Here is a 19,052-nt window from a genome sequence, read left to right as displayed (position 1 = left end):
TGTGGCGTGGCAAAGTTCGGCTGTCGGGAGCGGGGGGACGACCAGGTTCTCTGGACGCAGCACCCGGATCACCAGAGGTTCCCCCGGCGCGGCGGCAGCACCGATCCGGCGCAGGCGGGCCATCAGTCCGGCCCGGCTTTCGGCGCAGGCGGGGCGCCAAGCCAGTCCGTCAGCATCCGCAGCTGGCCCGAGATTTCGGTCAAGGCGCGCTGCTGGCGTGTCTGGCGGCTTTCGATCCGGTCCAGCGCGGCCTGCAGGGCGGGAGACAGCGTTTCTGACGCCATGAGGCTGCTCAGCCCCGCGAGCACTGTCTCGAAGCTTGCGGTGAGGTTGACGAGACTGTCGACAATGTCCGCCAGCTGCTGGGCCGCCCCTTCCTCGAGCGCGGCCTGTGCCTCCAGCAGCTGATGCAGTGGCAAGATCAGCTGGATCAGCGTCTCCAGAGCCTCCGAGACTTTGTCGGTCTGACAGGGGGGTGTTTCGGCGGGCAAGGATGGCATTCAGGATCTCCAAGTCATGGGACAGTAGGTCAAGGCGGGCGGCGAGGGGCGATAGGCCAACCCGGACGAGCCGGGTCAGGACAAGCCGGGCGGACAGATCGGGCAGCAGGCTCCGGAACCGATCGGTCAGGACGGCGAGGATGCGTCCGGGGCCAGCGGACCCAGCAAGCGCGCGAGCGCTCTGCTCAAATCGGAGATGGCCCTGTCGCGGGCACGGATCTCGGCTTCCAGCGCGTCGATTCTGCGGTCCTGTCGTTCGGCCCTCGCGATCTGATGGGTTTCGAGCGACTGCAGCTGCAACAGCAAGGCGCGCTCCATTGGGGTCAGTGCGGCGGAAGGAATCAGCATCTGGCAGCTCCGTGTCGAAGAGGCTGGGGGTCAGGCGTTGTGCGGGGATCATGAGCGGCAGCGAGTGGAGGGGACGGTGCAGCCAGTCTCCGGCCGAAAACTCACTCTCGCGCCAGCGATCTTGTCCATAACGGCCTTGATTGAATTGCGCCCGCTGCCGCCAAGCTTGATCAAGGCGCGAGGGGGCAGTGGAAAGGTCAGCCAGGTGTCGCTGTAGATCATCCGGGTTTGGGGCAAGGGCCTCGGGCGCTGCGAATGTGTTCGACAGCAGCAGTCCCCGCAGTCGCATGCGAGCCTGTGGCGGGGCCCCGGGCGGACCGACCGTGACATGGCCATCGCCAATCCCATGCAGAACAAGACCCAAAGGCCGACAGGCATCGGCCAGCCAGTTCAGGCTGTCGCTGCGGCTTCGCAGCTGGCCTGCGGCATGTGCGTCAAGCAGGCCGTCAATCAGCTTCTGGCGTGGGCTTCGGGGCTGGCACATGTCGCTCCGCTGCTGTTTCAGCCACCAGTTTGGCGCGCCCAGCAGTCTCTGCCGCTCCGGGGCGCGGGGGTCGGACCAGCCGAAGCGCAGAGTCAGAAGATCCTCGACCGCCTCCCAAGCTGCCCGGCTTGCGGAGCCCGGGGGATCAGGATTGAAAGCGCGAAGTACGCCGTCAGGTCGTGCCACCCAGCGCGGCAGGAGCATGTTCAGCTCAAGTCGCTTCAGATGTGTGTGCGTCGTGATGAACGGCGGTGGGCGGAAGCGGACCGGAACCCCGGCGAAGCCGATCTCCAGGCAGAGCGCCAGCGCGAGGTTGACGGCACCGCGCAAAGCCGGGTCACCTGCATTGAATTGGAGGGTGTCGATGTCCTCCGCCGCGAAGGACAGCACAGCTGAGCGGTATTTCAGGGCGCCGGGCGCGAGCCGGATCGCGGCGCGCGCCATTGCGGGATCGCCGCGCAGGATCTCCGGAGGCGGGTCGCGGCGGAAGAGGCGCGGCCCTGTGGCTGCCGGTTTGCGGATCTCCGGCGCGCTCATATAGCTCACCGCATCCTGCGCCGCGGGACCTTTCGGGTCACTGCCATGTCTGGAGAAGCTGATCAGCATGAAAAAGGTGCCTCCGTCGCATCAAGCACGGGTGACCCTGGCAAGGCCACCTGCCTAAAGGCGCGCTCGATGGCGCGCAGTTCTGCCTGCAGCAGCACGGCATCAAGCGGTGCGGCTGCTGCGGCGATGCGGTCTGACAGGTCCGACAGCTGCTGCTCGGCCGCGATGAGAGCCCGCGTCCGTTGCAGATTGTCCTGCCCCCTCGGCCTTGGCATGTCCGCATGTGCGCCGATGAGGTAACGGCTGACCGACTGGCCTGCGGCTCTGGCCGCCCCGGCGATGGCGGCGCGCTCGGCGGCGGTGACGTAAAGCGCATCCCAGCGGAGGCGCATGTCGGCAGCGGATTTGCGGGGGCGGGCCATGAAGCCTCCATCAAAAGGTTTTACCCCGGCGGTTCGAGGTGTCTTGCTCTGCAGATGTTGCTTCGCCCCTGCACCTGCACGTCTTTCTGTTGCACCGGTTCTGCATCACGGAGGCATCGTGCAGCATCACGGAGCCACCAGGGCTGGTACAACAGAGGAGGCAACCTGCAGGACGGGTGCAGCGTCGGCGACGATCGGTGCGGAGGGAGGTTGTCGCAGGAAAGCGCGGAGAGAGAGGCGAGCGGATCGGTGGCGCCTGTCCTCTGCGGAGGGCTGGGCGGTCTCCCTGCATTGGCGTTGCGCCCCAAACTGGCGCCCAGCATAAGGCCGACTCGTGAAAATATGAAATCATAATAAATTCAGCAGCTTATCTTGATTTTTNTTGGGCTGAATTTTCCGCCTGCATGCACAGATACATTCTGAGCATACACAAGAGCGAGCCGACGATGTCCCAGCCCCCCTCCCAGTCCCCGATGCCGCTGCTGAGTGAGCGGCTCATCGCCCAGGCCGAAGCCCTTTCTCCGGACCGGCCCGTCCCGCTGGTTTTTCGGATTGTCGAACTGCGGCGGGTACTGAGTCAGCTGAAGCTGAGTGGATTTAGCTGGGGGATGCTTGCCAGGCTGCTGGCGGAGGAGGGACTGCACATCTCGCCCGGAACCCTTCGAAACTACATGCGGCTGATCGGGCTTGCCGAAGCGCGTCTGCACGGGCTCGGGCAGATCGCCCCCTCAGATGCGGAGATTCATGCCGCGCTGCGCTTGGCCCGGGCTGCTCCTGCAGCTCGACGGTCGCCTTCCTGCCCTCCATCCGTCCTCTCGCCTCCTCCTGCTCCGATCCCCTTGGGGCTCCTTCATGCACGAGGCGCTCTGAACCGCAATCCGGACCGCGATCTCTGAAAGGATTCCTGAAAATGACCGAGTTCAGCCATTATATGTGCCTCACATCCAGCATGAAAGGCGGCGGGGGCAAGAGCACCTTGGCCTGCACATTGCTCGATTTTCTGCGTCGTCACGATGTGGAAGTGGCCGCGTATGACGCCGATGGCGCAATCGGCACGCTTAGCGACATGCATGCCGCGCGTGACGCGGACGGACGCCCCCATGATCCGCAGACTCCGCTTGAGGGGGTCGTCGCCTACAACATCCGCGACGAAAGTCGCGCGCTGCTTTTCAATTCTCTGGCAGCAGGACACCGGCATATTCTGCATGATGTGGCCGGAGGGGCGCTTGCAGACATGCAGCGGCTTTTTGGTGACGAAAACAGCCTGCGCAATTTTTTCCGCGCCCTGCGGTCGGCCCATGCCTGCGTGATCTTTTTCCATGTTGTGACACCAGACGTCAGCACGATTGAATCCGTGGCTCTGCATCTTGATCTGACCGAGAAGCTGGGCGATCTGGCCGGAAATGCCCGGCATGTTGCTGTGCTGAACCGTCACGGCGACAGGCAGGATCGAGACTTTCCGCACTGGTTCGGCTATACCGATGCCGCCGGCGTGGTGCGCGGCGGCAAGACACGGGCTCGTTTGATGTCCTGCGGCGGCGCCGAGATGTTTCTTCCCGCACTCAACGACCGTACCATGTCGATGCTCAAGGAACTCCGGCGGCCCTTCGCAAAAGCGGTATACGATCCAGCCCTGTCCTTCATTGATCAGCAGCGCGTGCAAATCTTTATGGAGGATTTCGAAAACGCGCTGACGGCTGACGTGCGCGGCATGCTGGGACTCAGCGCATGAACCGCACGCCGAACGCTTCTCGCCTGTGGCATTATATGATCGCACACGGGCCGTTGGGCGAGGATCTGGAAGAGCGCATTCTGGACCGGGTGCATCGGGCGGGCTGGTCGCTCGACGATCCGGTCAGCATCCAGATCGCACATGACACCCTCAGTGAGGCGCGAATGAACGCTTTTCTGGACAAGACGGGGGCGTTGCCCGACCGGATCGAGCAGGCAACGGTCAGGGCGCTGCGTCAGGTGGAGAGCCAGGGTCGGCGCGACATCGAGGCCCGGCAGCAGGTGGTCGCGGCCGCTGTCACCGCCGAGGTCGCCCGTGCGCTGCAAACTAATCTTCCGCAGCTCGCACGTTCCTTGCGCGCGCATATGGCACAGAAACTGGCAGCGATCATGCTGGTGCTCGCACTTCTGTCGCTGGCGGGGGGCTATACTCTGGGGCGGCAGGAAGCCAGCTGGCTGGGGCAGGACTATGCCGAGCTCGCCCTCGCGCCGGATGGCCATCGCTGGCTTCAGCTGCAAAGCTTTAATGGTGATCTCGACATGACGATTGCCCAGTATTGCCGGCCCGACCAGCAGGGCCATATCCCGACCGAAGACGGTCGAGAGGCCTGCGCTGTGCCGCTTTGGCTTGAAGGTCCTGCGCCGTCGCCCGCGGGTGCGGTGACGACCGGCTCCCGTCTCCGCGCGCTTGTTGCGCGCCTGCCCGTGGGTACAGGCGTCGGGCTTGGTCTGCTGTTCGGAATCGGACTGGCCTTCCTCTTCTCCCGCAGGAAGTGACCTCGAACCATCTCCGAGCAACGCAGTGACAGGATTCGTATTCGGCGATGACGCTCGCCTCCGCCTCCTCACTCGTCAGCTTTCCCCAATCAAACTGCATCAGTCAAAGGTGGATTAGGTTGGCTGAGATACCCGGCTTATGTATGGGTACCCCCATTCATGCCGCGCGACAATCAGGGTGAGACGTCGTGGTGGACCTGTGGTGGAGGAAGGGCGTAGCCCGACCGGAAGCACAGCACCACCGCTATCCCGGGGCGCCTGGTCACGCGTGAACTGACGGCCCTGCTCGAGTACCTTGACAGCCCTGCAACTCGGAAGCGATGGCCTCGGCAACCTCTTGCGTGTTCGCGGAACCGCCGCAGTCTGGGGTGAGGCGCTCCGGTGCTCCGGCCACAGTCTCGACGGCGGCCATGATCGCCTTCGCGGCAGCCGCCTCTCCCAGGTGCTCGAACATGAGCGCGCCAGACCAGATGGTCGCGATCGGGTTCGACAGACCTCTCCCGGCTATGTCTGGAGCGGATCCATGCACGGGTTCGAACATCGAGGGCACGCCCCCGGACGGGTTCACGTTCGCCGAGGCCGCAAAACCCAGACCGCCCTGGATGGCGGCACCGATGTCGGTGAGGATGTCGCCGAACAAATTCGAGGCCACGACCACATCGAGCGACCCGGGATGGGTGATCATCCGCGCAGCGATGGCGTCGACATGGTAGCGTGTCACCTCGACGTCAGGATATTCAGCCGAGAGCGCCTCGGTGACTTCGTCCCAGAACACCATCGAATGCTTCTGCGCGTTCGACTTCGTGACCGAGGCCAGCTTGCCGCGTCGTCTACGCGCCTGCTCAAAGCCGTAGCGCAGAACACGTTCGACGCCGCGGCGGGTGAAGATTGAGGTTTCCACTGCGACCTCGGCGGGGGTGCCGACGTGGACTCGGCCACCGGCGCCGGAATATTCGCCCTCGGTATTCTCGCGGATGCAAAGGATGTCGAAATCCGTTGCCCGAAGCGGACCGGTAACTCCTGGCAGCATGCGATGCGGCCGCATGTTGACGTAGAGGTCAAAAGCCTTGCGTATGGGCAGGAGCAGCCCGTGCAGCGAGACGCTGTCGGGCACCCTATCGGGCCAGCCCACCGCCCCAAGCAGAATGCTGTCGTGCCTCCGCAATTGTTCCACCCCGTCCTCGGGCATCATACGCCCGGTCTCCAGATAGACGTTGCAGGACCAAGGATAGACCGTTTCTTTGAGCGTGAACCCGTTCTGCCCGGCTGCTTTGCGGAGCACCGGCATCGCCGCTTCGACGACCTCTTTTCCGATCCCGTCTCCAGGGATCAATGCGATATCATATGATCGCATCTGCGGCCTTTCTCTCCTCCAGTCCGCCGAAGCAGACGTATTTTCGATCCAGGTAATCCTCGATCCCGTATTTCGAACCTTCCCTGCCGAGGCCACTCTGCTTCATTCCGCCGAAAGGGGCGACCTCGGTTGTGATGACCCCTTCGTTCACACCCACAAGTCCGTATCTCAGTGCGCCGGACACCCGAAACGCGCGCCCAAGATCCGTGGTGTAAAAATAGCAGGCCAACCCATAGCGGGTATCATTGGCGACGCGTAGGGCCTCCTCCTCGGTCTCGAAGCGGAACACCGGTGCAACCGGGCCGAAGATCTCCTCGTGCGCGAAATCCATCGCGGCGGAGGCGTCGGCGATGACGGTCGGCTGGAAGAAGAGCCCCTTGCTCCGCGCCCCACCGGTGACAACACGGCCCCCCTTGGCGAGCGCATCGGCCACAAAGGCCTCTGCCCCGACCACCGCCTTTTCGTCGATAAGCGGCCCGAGGGTCACGCCTTCTTCGAGGCCGGACCCCGCGCGAAGCGCCCCGACAGCACGGGAAAAGGCTTCGACGAAGCGGTCATAAATCCCAGATTGCACGTAGATCCGGTTAGAACAAACGCAGGTCTGGCCGGCGTTGCGAAACTTGGACGCCACTGCTCCTGCAACGGCTTGGTCAAGGTCCGCGTCGTCGAACACGATGAAAGGCGCGTTGCCTCCCAGTTCCATCGAGCAGCGTTTGACGCTGTCCGCCGCCTGCCGCAGCAGGGTCTTGCCCACCTCGGTCGAACCGGTGAACGTGATCTTGGCCACGTCCGGATGCGATGTCAGCACGCCGCCGATGGCGCGGGCATTGCCCGTCACGATGTTCACGACGCCGGACGGAATTCCCGCCTCCTCGCACAGCACGCCCCAGGCCAGCGCGGAAAGCGGTGCCTGGCTGGCGGGCTTGGCCACGATGGTGCAGCCTGCCGCCAGTGCCGGCCCGATCTTGCGCGCGAGCATGGAAGAGGGAAAGTTCCACGGCGTGATCGCTCCCACCACCCCTACGGGCTCCGGCGTCACCATGAGACGTCGACCCTGCCAGGGCGAGGGGATGGTGTCGCCGTAGACACGCCGCGCCTCTTCAGCGAACCAGCGGATGTAAGCAGCCGACATGCCCACCTCGCCGCGCGCCTCGGCAAGCGGCTTGCCCTGCTCGCGGGTCAGAAGCTCGGCCAGCGCGGGGCCGTGCGCGTCGATAAGGTCTGCGAGCCGGTGCAGCATCCCTGCACGCTCGGCAGCAGTCAGAGCCGCAAAGGCCGGAAAGGCGGCGCGGGCAGCGGCAACCGCGAACTCGGTCTCGACTGCGCCGCCGTCGGGAACTTGGCCGACTGAGCTGCCGGTGGCCGGGTCAGTCACCTCGATGACCGCGCCGCCCTCCGCCGGAACCCATGTGCCGCCGATGTAGAGGCGGTCGCGCAGAAAGTCTCTCCAGCCCCGCGCGCTGGTGCTCGGCTTCTCCATCTCACTTCTCACGCCTTGCCCGCCGAACCGCTGACCTCGAGCTTGCTCAGCACAAGACCGTCGACGATCTTACGGCCGCGCTCGAAGCAGGCATAGATCGAGTCTCCGGCCTCGACCCCGGCATGCACGCCACGCAGGAAGCCGAGCCGCAGTTCGGTGCCCACGTTGAGTTTCTTCATGCCCATGCCGAAGGCTTTTCGCAGAGCGGTGTCTGGGATGCCCGAGCCACCGTGCAACACCAGCGGCGTGTCTGTGACGCCGACAAGCTGCGCGAGCAGCTCGAAATCCAGCTTCGGTTCGGCTTTGTAGATGCCGTGCGCGCTGCCCACTGCCACTGCAAGTGCATCGACCGAGACATTGGAGACGAATTCCTCGACCACCGCAAGATCGACCTTGTTGGCCTGCTCCTCGGTCACGACCATATCGTCCTCGACCCCGGGGATGCGGCCGAGCTCGGCTTCAACCGACACACCCAGAGGACGGCAGAGGCCTAGCACGTGGTTCGTGACCTCAATGTTCTCGGCGAGCGGCCGAGCCGAGCCGTCAATCATGATCGAGGTAAAGCCCGCGCGCAGCGCCTGCATGATCTGATCAGGGTCCTCCGAGTGGTCAAGATGCAGGCACACCGGCAGCTTGGAACGCGCGCAGTAATCCCGCAGCATCGCCGCGATGGGGGCGATTTTGCCATCCTTCACGGCGCCCTGCCCGACGCCCACGATGATCGGCGCGGCATATTCTTCGGCAGTGCGCAGGAAGGACTGGGTGATCTCAATACAGTCGGTGTTGAACTGCACGACCGTGTAGTCCCGCGCCACAGCGTCCGCGAGAAGTTCATTCATGGGAACCAGGGGCATGTGTCAGGTGGTCCTTTCTGTTGCGCTCAGGCTGCGGGCGTGGCGCTCGGCCTCGTCCCGCGTTGGAATGGCGCTGCGTCCCCCGACGGAACGGGTGGTCAACGCAGCGAAAGCGTTCGAAAATGCGAGGATGCGGTGCAGTGGCCAGCTCTCGAGCAGGCCGAACTGGAAGGCGCCGTGAAAGTTGTCGCCGGCGCCGGTAGTGTCGCGAACGGCGATGTCCCGCAGGGGGCCGACCGAGACAACCTCGTCTCCGCGCAGCGCGAGGCTGCCAGCCTCACCCAGCGTGATGCAGACCGTTTCGGGCCCCATTGCGGCGAAGGCTTGTGCGAGTTCGAGTGGGTCCGTTACCCCCGGAAGCTGGCGTCGCGCCGAGGCGATATCAGGAATGTAGATGTCGACGTCCCGCAGAAGCTCGGGCAGCACCCTGCCGTCGATATTTCCGCCGTCCAATAGCACCGGCACCCTGCGGGCCCGAGCCGCCGGGGCGACATGGCGCACCAGCGCCGGGTTGTTTCCGTCGGTCAGTACCGCGCGAGCGGAGTCGATCCGGTCGAGCTCGATTTCATGCAGGCGGATGGCGTTGATGCACCCGCCGTAGACCGCCATCGCCCGCGCACCCGACGGCTCGATCATGACCGACGCGACAGTTGAGGGGACGCCCGGCAACCGCTGCGCGCCGGACAGATCGATGCCGTCGTCGGCAAGCTCGGCCAGGATCAGATCACCGATCCGATCGTCGCCCACCGCCGTGACAAGGCCTGCCCGGGCGCCGAGACGGGCCAGTGCGGTCGAAGCAGTTGCCGCCGGACCGCCACCGCCCGCCGCATAGCCCGAGGCCGGGATGCGCGTGTCGCTTGCGGGCAAGCCTGCGACCTCGACCAGCAGATCAAAACCGGCGCTGCCGAAACTCAGGCAGTCAAGCGGTCGCATCGGCGGGTCCGTTTGGCCGGATCGCGACCTTGAGGCCGACGCCGCGGCGAGCGGCATCGAAAGCCTCCTGAGTGTTCTCGACGCCGAAATGATGGGTGATGATCCCCTCAAGCCCGAGCTTCGGCATCAGCTGCAGGATGCGGTGGTGGGTGAAGGGATTGCGGATCGACCCAAGGATTGCCAACTCGCGTGCAAAGACGAGGTTAGGCTCGATCTCGATCATGCGGCCCGGCGCCATCACTCCGAAGAAGAGCACCCGCCCGGCGTAGCAGGCGAGCAGGGGCGCCTGCGCCGCGGTGGCGGGAACGCCCGCCGCGTCGATCACCACATCGGCGCCGAGACCGCCGGTCCGCGAATGCACCTCGTCCAGAAGATCGGTCGTAGCCGGATCAAAGGCCAGCTCGTAGCCGAAGCCCTGGATCGCCTCACGGCGGGCAGCGTTGGGTTCCGAAAAGATAATCTGCGCCGCGCCGCACTTCTCGGCCAGCTTGGCCAGCAGGATCCCGGCGGCACCGCCACCGAGGATCACCACTGTATCGCCGATGCCGACGTTCAGCCGCTCGATGCCATTCATCACGCAGCCCAGAAGCTCGGCCAGTGCCGCCTGCTCGAGAGGCAGCCCCTCGGGAAGCTGGTAGACCACATCGTGGCGCACTGTCGCATATTGCGCGAAGCCGCCGTTTAGGTTGATTCCCCAGGCGAGCCGGTCGATGCACAGATGCGGCTTGCCGATGCGGCAGGGCTTGCAGCAGCCGCAGTAGATATGCGGCTCGACCGAGACGGCATCTCCCGGGCGGCAGGTGGTCACGCGGTCTCCCACCGCTTCGACATGGCCCGAGAACTCGTGGCCGAGCACGACAGGCGGTTTTGCCTCGAATTTCTTCTCAAGGATGTGAAGGTCGGTGCCGCAAATGGTTGCTGTGTCGATGCGCAGCAGCACCTCGTCGGGGCCCGGCTCCTGCACCGGGATCTGGCGCAAGTCGAGGGTTTCGGTTCCGTCGAAGACGGCGGCATTCATCAGTCTGGTCATGGCACGCCTCGAAATTAGAAGAAGGTTGTGAGGAAGAGGCCGACGTCGGGCACGAAGATCACCAGCAGCAGCACCGCCATCATCACACCCAGGTAGGACGGCAGATAGCGGAACAGCGATGACAGCGATGTGCGCGCAATCGCCATGGTGATGAACAAGATCCCGCCCACCGGCGGCGTCACACCGGCGTAGACAAGCGTCATCACCATCACGAGCGAAAAGTGGATCGGGTCAATGCCGTACTGCGCGGCCACTGGCATGAGGATTGGAGCCACCAGGATCGTGGCCGAGATCGTCTCGACGAACATGCCGAGCAGCATTAGGAATACCACCAGCAGGCACAGCAGCAGGTAGCGGTTGTCAGTAATACCCGTCAGGAAATCCACGACCAGCCCGGGGATCTGTTCGTAGGCGACGATCCAGCTCAGGACCGAGGCACCTGCGATCACCAGCATCGCCATCGCGGTTAGCGCTGCGGCCCGGACCAGCACCTCGACGAGCTGGTCGAACTTGAGCTCGCGATAGATCACCCCACCAATGAAGACCGCGTAGGCCACGGCGATCGCGCCGGCTTCTGTCGCGGTAACGATGCCGCCGATGATGCCCCCGACAATGAAGAAGGGCATAATGAGCGCCCAGACAGCATCCTTGCCGGCGGCGAAGAACTCGGCCCGGGTGGCACGGCGTTCGACCCGGAGGTTATGCACGCGGCCATAATGCCAGGTCAGTGCCATGAGGCCGAGCGCGATCAGGAGCCCCGGAACGATGCCCGCGATGAAAAGCTTGGAGACGGAGACACCCGTCAGCGAGGCGAAGATGATCATCGTCAGGCTGGGCGGAATGATCGGCCCCAGCGAGCCGGCCATCGCCTGCAATGTTGCGGCAAGCCCGCGGGGGTAATTCTCGCGCGCCATCGCAGGAAGGGTGATCGAGCCCACCGCGGCAGTGTCTGCGGCTGCCGAACCCGAAACCCCCGCGAAGATCACGCTGGTCAGGATCGAGACCTGCCCCAGCCCACCCCGCAGGTGGCCGACAGCAGCCTGAGCGAAACGGACCAGCCTGACCGAGATCCCGCCCGCGGTCATCAGTTCGCCCGCAAGCATGAACAGCGGAATCGCCATGAGGCTGAAGCTATCGACGCTAACAAAGAGGCGCTGCAGCACGATAGCTAGCGGGATCTCGGAACCGAAATAGATGCCGAGCACGGCCGCACTGCCCATTGCGAAGGCGATCGGAACACCCGCGAACAGGAAGACGAGAAATGCAATGAAGGTGATCAGGGCCATGTCAGTGCGCCTCGGGGCGAAGGTGGTCGGGGTTACGCAGGCGGGCGATGCAGTAGGCCACCTGTGCGATCAGCATCCCGAAACATCCGATCGGGATGGCGAGATAGACGAAGCGCATCGGGATGCGCAGCATGGACGACACCTGTTTCATGTCGGCGGTCGCCTCGACGCCCAGCCAAACTGCAAGCCCCAGAAACAGGCAGACGATCACGTTCGTCGCCACGAAGACTACGGACCAGGCCAGGCGCGGCAGGGTCTCGAGGAACAGCTCGAATGTGATGTTAAGCCCCTGACGCACCGCGAGGATGCCGGAGAGATAGACCAGCCAGACGAACAGATAACGCGCGCCCTCCTCCGCCCAGGCGATCGACATGCCCACGAAGTAGCGAAAGACGATCTGCGCGAGGATCATCGTGACCAGCGCGACGAACAGCAGCGCGATGAAATATTCGAAAGCACGGAAGAGCCCATGCATGCCTCAACCCTCCAGCATGGTGCGGCGACTGCCGCGTGGGCCCGGCGTTCACCGGGCGAAAGCTGCGCAGTCCGGGCGCTCGTCGCCCGGACGCAGCCCGGCGACAGCCGAGCTCAGCGCGTCTCTTCGATGATGCTCCAGAGTTCGTCTGCGCCGTTATCGGCGACGAATGACCCGATCATCGGAGAGACCGCCTCGCGGAACGGCGCGAGATCGGGCGACGAGAAGGTGACACCCTCGGCTTTCAACTTCTCGCGGAACTGGTTGTCGATTTCGGCATTTGCGGTGCGGAAGTGGGCTGCGGCCTCAGCGGCAGCCTCGGTGATCGTAGCCTGCTGCTCTTCACTCAGACGGTTCCAGGTGATGTCGCTGATGTTGAGCACGTTGAACGTCAGGTTGTGCTTGGTTTCGATCCAGTGCTTCGCGACCTCGGGAACTCGGATCGTGTAAATGAACTCCTTATGGCCCTCCATTCCGTCGACCACATGGGTTTGGATGGCGGTGTAGGCTTCGCCCGAAGGGATCGGCGTCGGGTTCGCACCTAGGGCCCGGAAGGTATCGATCAGAACCGGCGCTTCCGGGGTGCGCACCTTGACTCCCTTGAGATCGTCGAGCGTTTTGACATCCTTTTCCGCGAGCAGCGTGTCGCGGAAGGCCACCGGAATCATGCCGAGCACCTGGAAACTTCCGGCGTCCGCGACACGCGCCTGCACGGCGTCGAGCAACCCGTCCTCCATCGCGCGGTAGGCGTGATCCATATTATCGAAGACATACGGCAGATCTAGCGTGCCAAGCGCCAAGTCATAATTGGCGACGACCCCGATATCGGCATAGCTCATGTCGATGGTGCCCAGCTCGAGCCCTTCGAGCAGCTCGCGCTGTCCGCCCAGCTGGCCAGCAGGGTAATTCTGAACCTTGATGGCGCCGTCCGACTTCTCTGAGACGAGGTCGACAAAGACCTGCGCGAATTCCCGATTGGTGCTGTGCTCGGCGGGCACGTGATGCCCGAGGCGCAAGGTCAGATCGGCTGCGGTGGCGGGCGACGCAACCTGAACGAGCGCGGTGGTGACCGCGAAAAGGCCGGCGTGAACGTATTTCATGGTGTCCTCCCTAGATGGCTTTGGCAGCAGGTCGGAGCCGACGATCGCCCAGTCCCACTGCCTTGTTGTTTTTTGTCGTATTTTGTAATCATGTCAACATTTGTGTGCAATCATGTACAACTTTTTGACATTCAAGCGGAAGTGAATGAGTATATTCGGACAAACTTCCCAAAAAAGGTTCCAAACTCGACATGAAGCGCCGCGCGGAAAGACATGAGATCATCCTCGAGTTGGTGCGTGCGAACGGCTTCGCCGCCATCGACGAGCTGGCGCGGGCCTGCGACATCTCGGGGCAGACCGTCCGGCGGGATCTATCCGAGCTCGAGGCGCAGGGCCTCATCCAGAAATACCATGGCGGCGCCTCCTGGGCCGGACAGGCCCCCAAGCCCAGCTATGCGCTGCGGTCTGCCACCCATGTAGAAGAAAAGCAGATCGTGGCCCGGCTGGTCGCCCGTCTCGTGAACGATGACGCATCGCTCTACCTCGCCGGCGGTTCGACGCTTGCACTGGTGGCCAAGGAACTGGCCGCGCGCAACCGCCTGTTCATCGTGACTAACAACCTTCAAGCCGGCCTCGCGCTTTACGAGAACGACACGCTGCGCGTGATGGTTGCGGGTGGCATGATCCGCAGCGAAAGCGGCTCCCTGACCGGTGAGGATACTCTCAAAGTCATTCGCCGTTTCATGCTGGACTTTGCGATCATCAGTGCCTCTGGAATCACGGCGGACGGCACAATCTTGGAGCGTGACCAAGAGGTGGTCGCCCCGATCACCGAGATGTCCGCGACATCGCGTAAAGTGATCCTTGCGATCGACGGAAGCAAATTCAGCGATGTGGGCACGATCAAATCCGGCTGGATTGGCGATGTCGATACGCTTGTCTGCGACGTGATACCGCCAGCCGGCATCTTACGGCTTTGCAAGGAGAACAACGTTACCGTGGTGACCCCCGAGGCACTTAGCGAGGGAACCGCCCTGACCAGCTGAACGCTACACGCTGGCCTGCGTGGACCCCGCCGAAATACGCCGCCCTATCAAACGCCATCACCCTTTACCCAGCGCAGCTCGTCCAGAGGCGCATAACAGCAATGCGGGCTTCACTAAATTGGCGAGAAGACTATGAATCATTGCATAAAATGAAGGAACGCGATGATGCCGATGGAAACCTATTTGATCTATTTGGCGGCAGTCGCAGTTTTCCGCGTCACCACCTGATACAAGTGTATGCGTCCGCTCAGGCCGCGTGGCTTGACCAGTTGCATGTATGGACGCTCGCCGTTTGCAAGGATTTTCTTGTCTTGATGTCGACAGGTTGGGTGGGGTCATGTATTCGGCCCTTGAACCGCTCCGGGTTTGCCGGCAACTGTATTCAGCCTGGCTGAACTTCCCGGAAGCAGGTTCCGTCCGCGACCATGCTGTTGAGCACGCTGAGCAGCTTCTTGGCCGTCGCCGTCAAGGCGACCTTCACCGGTTTTCCTGTGTCCTGCAGCTTCTTTCGGAAGGCTCTGAACGTCGCCGAGTGCCGTGACGCATGGAGTGAACCCCGGCTCAGTTCTGGGTGGTAATCAACATCTTCTCCTTGCAAGAAAAAAGCCCCCGCACAACGGCGGGCGGCCCAGCGGGCGGCAGCGGTTAATGTATGAAAAATGGGCAACTCGCCTTCACTTCGGGCAGCCACTGCACGTGCCCGCAGGAATTTTGTGCATGTGAAAATATCGGTGATTTTTTCCATAAATTTAGATTATATATCGTATAAGCTGCGGCTAGCGTGTTCTTGCGAACGTGGCCTGCAGTGAAACCTACGTATCCCCAACCAAGGTTGTGCACGCACTTTTTGCATATCTGATATGCAAAAAACGCCTCTGTTCATCCTGACGCCGCACCCGATTGTGCCTGATGTGAGCGCAGCCTGCAGTTTAACGAGTGTGGGCCGCGCAAATTGATAGCTGCGCTCATGCGGCCCTTTTTTATTTCTGCCCTCTTCCCGCTGCTGCGCATTGCGCAGCGCTTCCACACCGACGCGCATATTCTGCCCCGACAGCCCAGCTGCAGGACCGGTCGCGAAGCCAAGCGCCGACGCTGCCGCTTGGAGCAGGCGAATTTCTTGCTTGATGGTCACCTCCTGATTGCACCGAGTGACCGGCGTGGGTATGGGTAGATTGATCGCGGCAGCGTGGAAATGTAGACACGCCCTGTCTTCGCCGGGACATGGCCAGCTGGAGTAGGGCATAGCGGTAAACCGCCATCCCGAATCGTGTGTTGGAGCCGGGATTCTTCCCCTCTAGGCTGGAGCCGGGATTACGACCGGCCCGCGATCACTCACAAAGCCGGGTAGGCCCTTCTTTTGGGGATCGCCCCCACTCCCTGCCCCGGCCCTCAGCAAAGCCATGACGAAGCGCGACTGCGCGGGGGCTTCCACGCCAAGCGCAAGCAGCCCCAGCATGGATAGACCCATTCGGGCACCTCCTTGGCGAGGATATCCATGCCGATGTCTGCGACGAACAAGGCGATGAACGCGATCAGACTCAGCACCTGCGCCCAGCGGACGCGCTTTTCGGTCTTGCTCATGCCGGGCAGCACGCTCTGCGTATACCGCGCTGGATCAGGCGCACGGTCGACCATGCCGCCAGAAATTGGATCCCGCCGCTGGCGGTGATGAGGGCGACAAACGTGACCACCACAGGCATCGAGCTATGCGGGAATTTGGGTGACGCGCCCTGATCAAGCGGCGCGGTTTTCCGTGTCGTTTACAGCGACACCGCCGGTGAGCGTGACGCCTTCGATGATCATTGGCAACTGGTTCGCGCCCTTCAGGCGGCGCCATTCTTTGCGGCAGCCTGAATGAGCTTGAAGACCATCAGCTTCGCCGTACTTTGGGAAAGCGCGCCCTTGGTCTGGACGGTCCGGTGCGGGACGGTGGCGAACACGCTCTCGATCGGGTTGCCCGTGCGCAGGTGATCCCAATGCTCGGCCGGGAAGTCGTAGAACGCAAGCAGGGCCTCGCGATCCTTCGTCAGGCAGGCCACTGCCTTTTCGAACTTGCCCCCGTATTTCTCGGCGACGGTCCTCATGGCTGGTTCCGCAGCGGCGCGGGTCTAGGCCTGCCAGATCTCACGCAGGTCGGCCTTCATCGCCGGCTGCATGGATTTCGGGAACTTGTTCAGCATGTTGGCCGTCTTGTGGAACCAGCACCTCTGGTGGCGTGTGCCAGGCAAAACCTTTTCGAGCGTTTTCCAGAATCCGATGGCCTCGTCGCCCAGTCGCAAACCTCGCCATGCTGCCCGAGGTCATCGTGGTGCGACTCAACGAAGCGACACTCATAGCCCCTGATTTCGGATTTCAGGTCCGCCTGCACGATGCCCCCGAGAGCGGTGAAGGATACGTCCTCCTGCGGATCGACGGGATCTCGCTCGGCCAGACGCCGAACCCTGCGCGGGCGGCCGCGATACGCTGGCTGTATTGAAGGCGGTCGGTCATGTAGGCTGCCAATTGCTGATCGGTGACGGGTTTGCCCGGCAAGGTCGGATCTTCGTTGGGCAGCAGAGACTTCGACCCTACCGGCCTGCAGCGGCCAGCCTGCGTTCGCTTGGCGAATAGTTCTCAGGCCACTCCGGGGGTAACGCGCCCGCCTCCATGAGCCGCAACGCGCATGCGGCCTCCCAGTCGCAGCCGCGCACGAGCGTCACGATTTCTCCGACTTCGACCATTCTATAAACACCGCAAGATCACGACTGTTTGTTACAGCTGGACTTGACGGGAGCTCGTGGCGCTATCGGCACAAATCGCCGCGAAAACGTTACGGGCAGACTCCTGGGAGTGGTTCTCGGGGAGATCCGGTACTGGCTTCTGCGCCCCGAGAAAGGGAATGGGATCGCCTCGCAGGTACGTCTCGACTTGCAGCGGCAGCCAGCGCCGCCCCCGCGCGGGGGCTTGGTCCGGACCCGTGGCGGTCAGCTCGCTAGGGGCAGGAAGCGGGCTTCGGTTTTCGCAAATACCGGCGCTGACGGCCGAGGTGCTCAACCCGGTGATCTGCGACACCCAGCTGGCCTTCTGCAGGGGCATCATCAGCAGCGCCAGGTCTTCCTGGCTCGCCGCGGTGACGCCGATGATTTTTTGCAGAACGTCATGGATCGCGAAGCGACGGTTTTTCGCATGCCCGGTAAGCTCGCGGATCCCGAAGCGCGCCACGAGCTGGGGAACCGCGTTCTTGCCGACCTGGCTCCAGGCGGCCAGCTCGGCAGTCGTCATGATGGCAGGAAAGCGGAGGGTGACCGGAGAGAGCCGATGGGTCGCGGCGGTGTAGGCCGACTGATTGGCCGCGAAGTGCTGGTGGTGCTGCATGACAGGTCCGTGGTCGGTGTTGAGAAACACGGCCTGCAGACTCACGCTTCAGAAAAACCGTGTGGTATGGAAATCAAACACGGCGCCGTCATCGATCTGCATGTCGTGAGGTTGCTCAGAACTGCAACCCAGAGCTCGAACCCCTTGCAGCGCCGTGGCCACAGGTCCGCTTAAATCATGCGTAGATGACCATTCAGGTACCCCCGCTCTTCCGGCGGGACCCTAGGTGCAGCGAAGCACCGTGTCTTCAATAAGTTAGCTTTTCGCAGTCTGGCTGTCTAGAGGAACGCACTGATCGAAGCAATTTTGGTGCGAGGCTCGCCAGCAGGTACGGACCTGCGCCAGTATGGATCGCAGACGCTCCAAATTTCCCTTACATTTCATGTATGTAACGCTGTTACAGCTGTGATACACATCATGAAACACGCGTAAGTTACTGATATAGCTTATCTTATGGAGATAAGTAACAAAGTAACATAAGAATAATATTTTATATATATAGAGAAATAGACACATTATTGCGCACATAGATATATATAAATCTGGCGTTACGTGCGTTACGGCGTTACATTTTTCTAAGTATTTGTTGTAAATAAGAAAATTTGTTACGCCGTTTCCTGCGGGCAAGGCGCTAGATGTTACGTGAGTGACACGAAGCTGCCGTTGCCCATCACGGGCGGGGCATCGAGATTGGCACTCGGGTCGGCCATAGGTCCGATCAGGCCGCTCTCTGCCCCCTGAAGTATGGGTTGCCAGAGCCGGGGGCGAACTCCGGCGCTAGTAGGAAGCCGCCGGCTTACATGATGTATGCCGATACCGTGGCAGACATCGAGACCCGGCGCAGGGCGTTCCTGCGGAAATGGCGCCTCAATGCCGGGCTGTCGCAGACAACCTGGAGGAAGCGGGAAGCCGACTCTTCACCCTCACCCGCCATGACCCGTCGCAATGGAAATCCTCCCGGACTATGAATGCCATCTAGCGGCTGAACGAGGAATTCCGACACCGCATCAAGATCCAGACCGTGCTGCCATGCGCCGAGACCGTGCCAATGCTCCCCTGAGCACTGTTGGCTCCGGGCAGAGCCAGATGCGGAAGCTTGATGGATGGGGGACCCTGTCCCAGGCCCTCAAGCCGATGCCTCTTGTCCTCGCCGGAAGGGAATTTCCACAGAATTCGCGACACGACCGTCAGCAGAAGGCTACGGCGAGGGATCATCGACCCTCCTCCCATTCGTGATCGCTATGTGGTTTACCTAAGCACAAATATTGTTGTCAGAATCAACAAATCTATCGAAGTCGCATCGAGTTAAGAGGTCCACCTGCCAGCGGACATCATCGTTAAATAACTGATATATAATCATTATATCCTCGACTTCGTGCCCGAGAAATTTTG

The 19,052-nt window shown here is 62.4% G+C and carries 20 protein-coding genes and 2 pseudogenes; 7 read left to right on the top strand and 15 right to left on the bottom strand.

What is annotated here, in order from left to right; translation table 11 throughout:
- Positions 1-122: 122 nt before the first annotated feature.
- Together VK682_RS23740 and VK682_RS23735 are read right to left on the bottom strand one after the other, a co-directional pair.
- Positions 123-500, bottom strand: a complete 378-nt coding sequence (locus tag VK682_RS23740; RefSeq protein ID WP_131821873.1) for a hypothetical protein — start codon at positions 498-500, stop codon at positions 123-125.
- A 126-nt stretch (positions 501-626) separates the two neighbouring features.
- Positions 627-848 carry a hypothetical protein gene (locus VK682_RS23735; protein WP_089851547.1) on the bottom strand — a complete coding sequence of 74 codons (222 nt, stop codon included), beginning with the start codon at positions 846-848 and terminating at the stop codon, positions 627-629.
- A 328-nt stretch (positions 849-1,176) separates the two neighbouring features.
- Between VK682_RS23735 and VK682_RS23730 the strand changes: the two genes are divergently transcribed.
- Entirely contained in the window at positions 1,177-1,728 is a 552-nt protein-coding gene (locus tag VK682_RS23730) for a hypothetical protein (protein ID WP_324782667.1), read from the top strand.
- A gap of 203 nt (positions 1,729-1,931) precedes the next feature.
- Here VK682_RS23730 and VK682_RS23725 read toward each other — a convergent pair whose 3' ends face one another.
- Positions 1,932-2,300 (bottom strand): hypothetical protein, encoded by a 369-nt coding sequence (locus VK682_RS23725; protein ID WP_089851543.1) that lies wholly within the window; start codon positions 2,298-2,300, stop codon positions 1,932-1,934.
- A 473-nt stretch (positions 2,301-2,773) separates the two neighbouring features.
- Between VK682_RS23725 and VK682_RS23720 the strand changes: the two genes are divergently transcribed.
- Genes VK682_RS23720 through VK682_RS23710 form a run of 3 tightly spaced genes read left to right on the top strand, consistent with a single transcriptional unit; the run spans position 2,774 to position 4,808 of the window.
- Positions 2,774-3,196 carry a hypothetical protein gene (locus VK682_RS23720; protein ID WP_324782666.1) on the top strand — a complete coding sequence of 141 codons (423 nt, stop codon included), beginning with the start codon at positions 2,774-2,776 and terminating at the stop codon, positions 3,194-3,196.
- Between the two features lie 14 nt (positions 3,197-3,210).
- Positions 3,211-4,032, top strand: a complete 822-nt coding sequence (locus VK682_RS23715) for a nucleotide-binding protein (protein WP_089851540.1) — start codon at positions 3,211-3,213, stop codon at positions 4,030-4,032.
- Complete coding sequence (locus VK682_RS23710; protein WP_324782665.1) at positions 4,029-4,808, top strand: hypothetical protein; 780 nt, start codon at positions 4,029-4,031, stop codon at positions 4,806-4,808. Before VK682_RS23715 ends, VK682_RS23710 begins: the two co-directional genes overlap by 4 nt.
- Positions 4,809-5,070: 262 nt before the next feature.
- Here VK682_RS23710 and VK682_RS23705 read toward each other — a convergent pair whose 3' ends face one another.
- From VK682_RS23705 to VK682_RS23670, 8 genes are all read right to left on the bottom strand, one after another.
- Positions 5,071-6,162 (bottom strand): tartrate dehydrogenase, encoded by a 1,092-nt coding sequence (locus VK682_RS23705; RefSeq protein WP_230796937.1) that lies wholly within the window; start codon positions 6,160-6,162, stop codon positions 5,071-5,073.
- Positions 6,149-7,642, bottom strand: a complete 1,494-nt coding sequence (locus tag VK682_RS23700) for an NAD-dependent succinate-semialdehyde dehydrogenase (protein ID WP_324782664.1) — start codon at positions 7,640-7,642, stop codon at positions 6,149-6,151. The genes VK682_RS23705 and VK682_RS23700 overlap by 14 nt, the downstream gene beginning before the upstream one ends.
- A gap of 8 nt (positions 7,643-7,650) precedes the next feature.
- Positions 7,651-8,496 (bottom strand): class II fructose-bisphosphate aldolase, encoded by an 846-nt coding sequence (locus VK682_RS23695; RefSeq protein ID WP_089851533.1) that lies wholly within the window; start codon positions 8,494-8,496, stop codon positions 7,651-7,653.
- A gap of 3 nt (positions 8,497-8,499) precedes the next feature.
- Complete coding sequence (locus VK682_RS23690; RefSeq protein ID WP_324782663.1) at positions 8,500-9,429, bottom strand: carbohydrate kinase family protein; 930 nt, start codon at positions 9,427-9,429, stop codon at positions 8,500-8,502.
- Complete coding sequence (locus VK682_RS23685; RefSeq protein WP_242656823.1) at positions 9,416-10,459, bottom strand: zinc-dependent alcohol dehydrogenase family protein; 1,044 nt, start codon at positions 10,457-10,459, stop codon at positions 9,416-9,418. The genes VK682_RS23690 and VK682_RS23685 overlap by 14 nt, the downstream gene beginning before the upstream one ends.
- 14 nt (positions 10,460-10,473) lie before the next feature.
- A complete protein-coding gene (locus VK682_RS23680) occupies positions 10,474-11,745 on the bottom strand; it encodes a TRAP transporter large permease (RefSeq protein WP_089851527.1) in 1,272 nt (423 codons plus the stop codon).
- A 1-nt stretch (position 11,746) separates the two neighbouring features.
- Positions 11,747-12,220: a TRAP transporter small permease gene (locus VK682_RS23675; protein ID WP_089851524.1), complete on the bottom strand. Its 474-nt coding sequence runs from the start codon at positions 12,218-12,220 to the stop codon at positions 11,747-11,749.
- A 113-nt stretch (positions 12,221-12,333) separates the two neighbouring features.
- Positions 12,334-13,320 carry a TRAP transporter substrate-binding protein gene (locus VK682_RS23670; RefSeq protein WP_324782662.1) on the bottom strand — a complete coding sequence of 329 codons (987 nt, stop codon included), beginning with the start codon at positions 13,318-13,320 and terminating at the stop codon, positions 12,334-12,336.
- A 191-nt stretch (positions 13,321-13,511) separates the two neighbouring features.
- Here VK682_RS23670 and VK682_RS23665 point away from each other — a divergent pair, with 191 nt between their 5' ends.
- On the top strand, positions 13,512-14,306 hold the full coding sequence (locus VK682_RS23665; protein WP_324782661.1) for a DeoR/GlpR family DNA-binding transcription regulator: 795 nt from the start codon (positions 13,512-13,514) through the stop codon (positions 14,304-14,306).
- Between the two features lie 382 nt (positions 14,307-14,688).
- On the opposite strand, the gene VK682_RS23660 is transcribed toward VK682_RS23665, so the two are convergent.
- The 3 genes and pseudogenes from VK682_RS23660 to VK682_RS23650 all read right to left on the bottom strand — a co-directional run.
- On the bottom strand, positions 14,689-15,051 hold the full coding sequence (locus VK682_RS23660; RefSeq protein ID WP_324782660.1) for a hypothetical protein: 363 nt from the start codon (positions 15,049-15,051) through the stop codon (positions 14,689-14,691).
- A 644-nt stretch (positions 15,052-15,695) separates the two neighbouring features.
- Entirely contained in the window at positions 15,696-15,887 is a 192-nt protein-coding gene (locus VK682_RS23655; RefSeq protein WP_324782659.1) for a hypothetical protein, read from the bottom strand.
- A 153-nt stretch (positions 15,888-16,040) separates the two neighbouring features.
- A pseudogene (locus tag VK682_RS23650) lies at positions 16,041-16,585 on the bottom strand (transposase); the annotation flags it as partial.
- A gap of 8 nt (positions 16,586-16,593) precedes the next feature.
- On the opposite strand from VK682_RS23650, the gene VK682_RS23645 reads away from it, so the two are divergent.
- Complete coding sequence (locus VK682_RS23645; protein ID WP_324782658.1) at positions 16,594-16,782, top strand: hypothetical protein; 189 nt, start codon at positions 16,594-16,596, stop codon at positions 16,780-16,782.
- Positions 16,783-17,057: 275 nt separating this feature from the next.
- Here VK682_RS23645 and VK682_RS23640 read toward each other — a convergent pair whose 3' ends face one another.
- Positions 17,058-17,660 (bottom strand): hypothetical protein, encoded by a 603-nt coding sequence (locus VK682_RS23640; RefSeq protein ID WP_324782657.1) that lies wholly within the window; start codon positions 17,658-17,660, stop codon positions 17,058-17,060.
- A gap of 800 nt (positions 17,661-18,460) precedes the next feature.
- Between VK682_RS23640 and VK682_RS23635 the strand changes: the two are divergent.
- Positions 18,461-18,815 (top strand): annotated as a pseudogene (locus VK682_RS23635) (transposase); the annotation flags it as partial.
- Positions 18,816-19,052: the final 237 nt, after the last annotated feature.

It is taken from the genome of Salipiger marinus (assembly GCF_035481585.1).
GTDB lineage: Bacteria > Pseudomonadota > Alphaproteobacteria > Rhodobacterales > Rhodobacteraceae > Salipiger > Salipiger marinus.
Note: the sequence above shows the minus strand (reverse complement) of the source record. Positions and strands in the feature narration are given on the sequence as shown.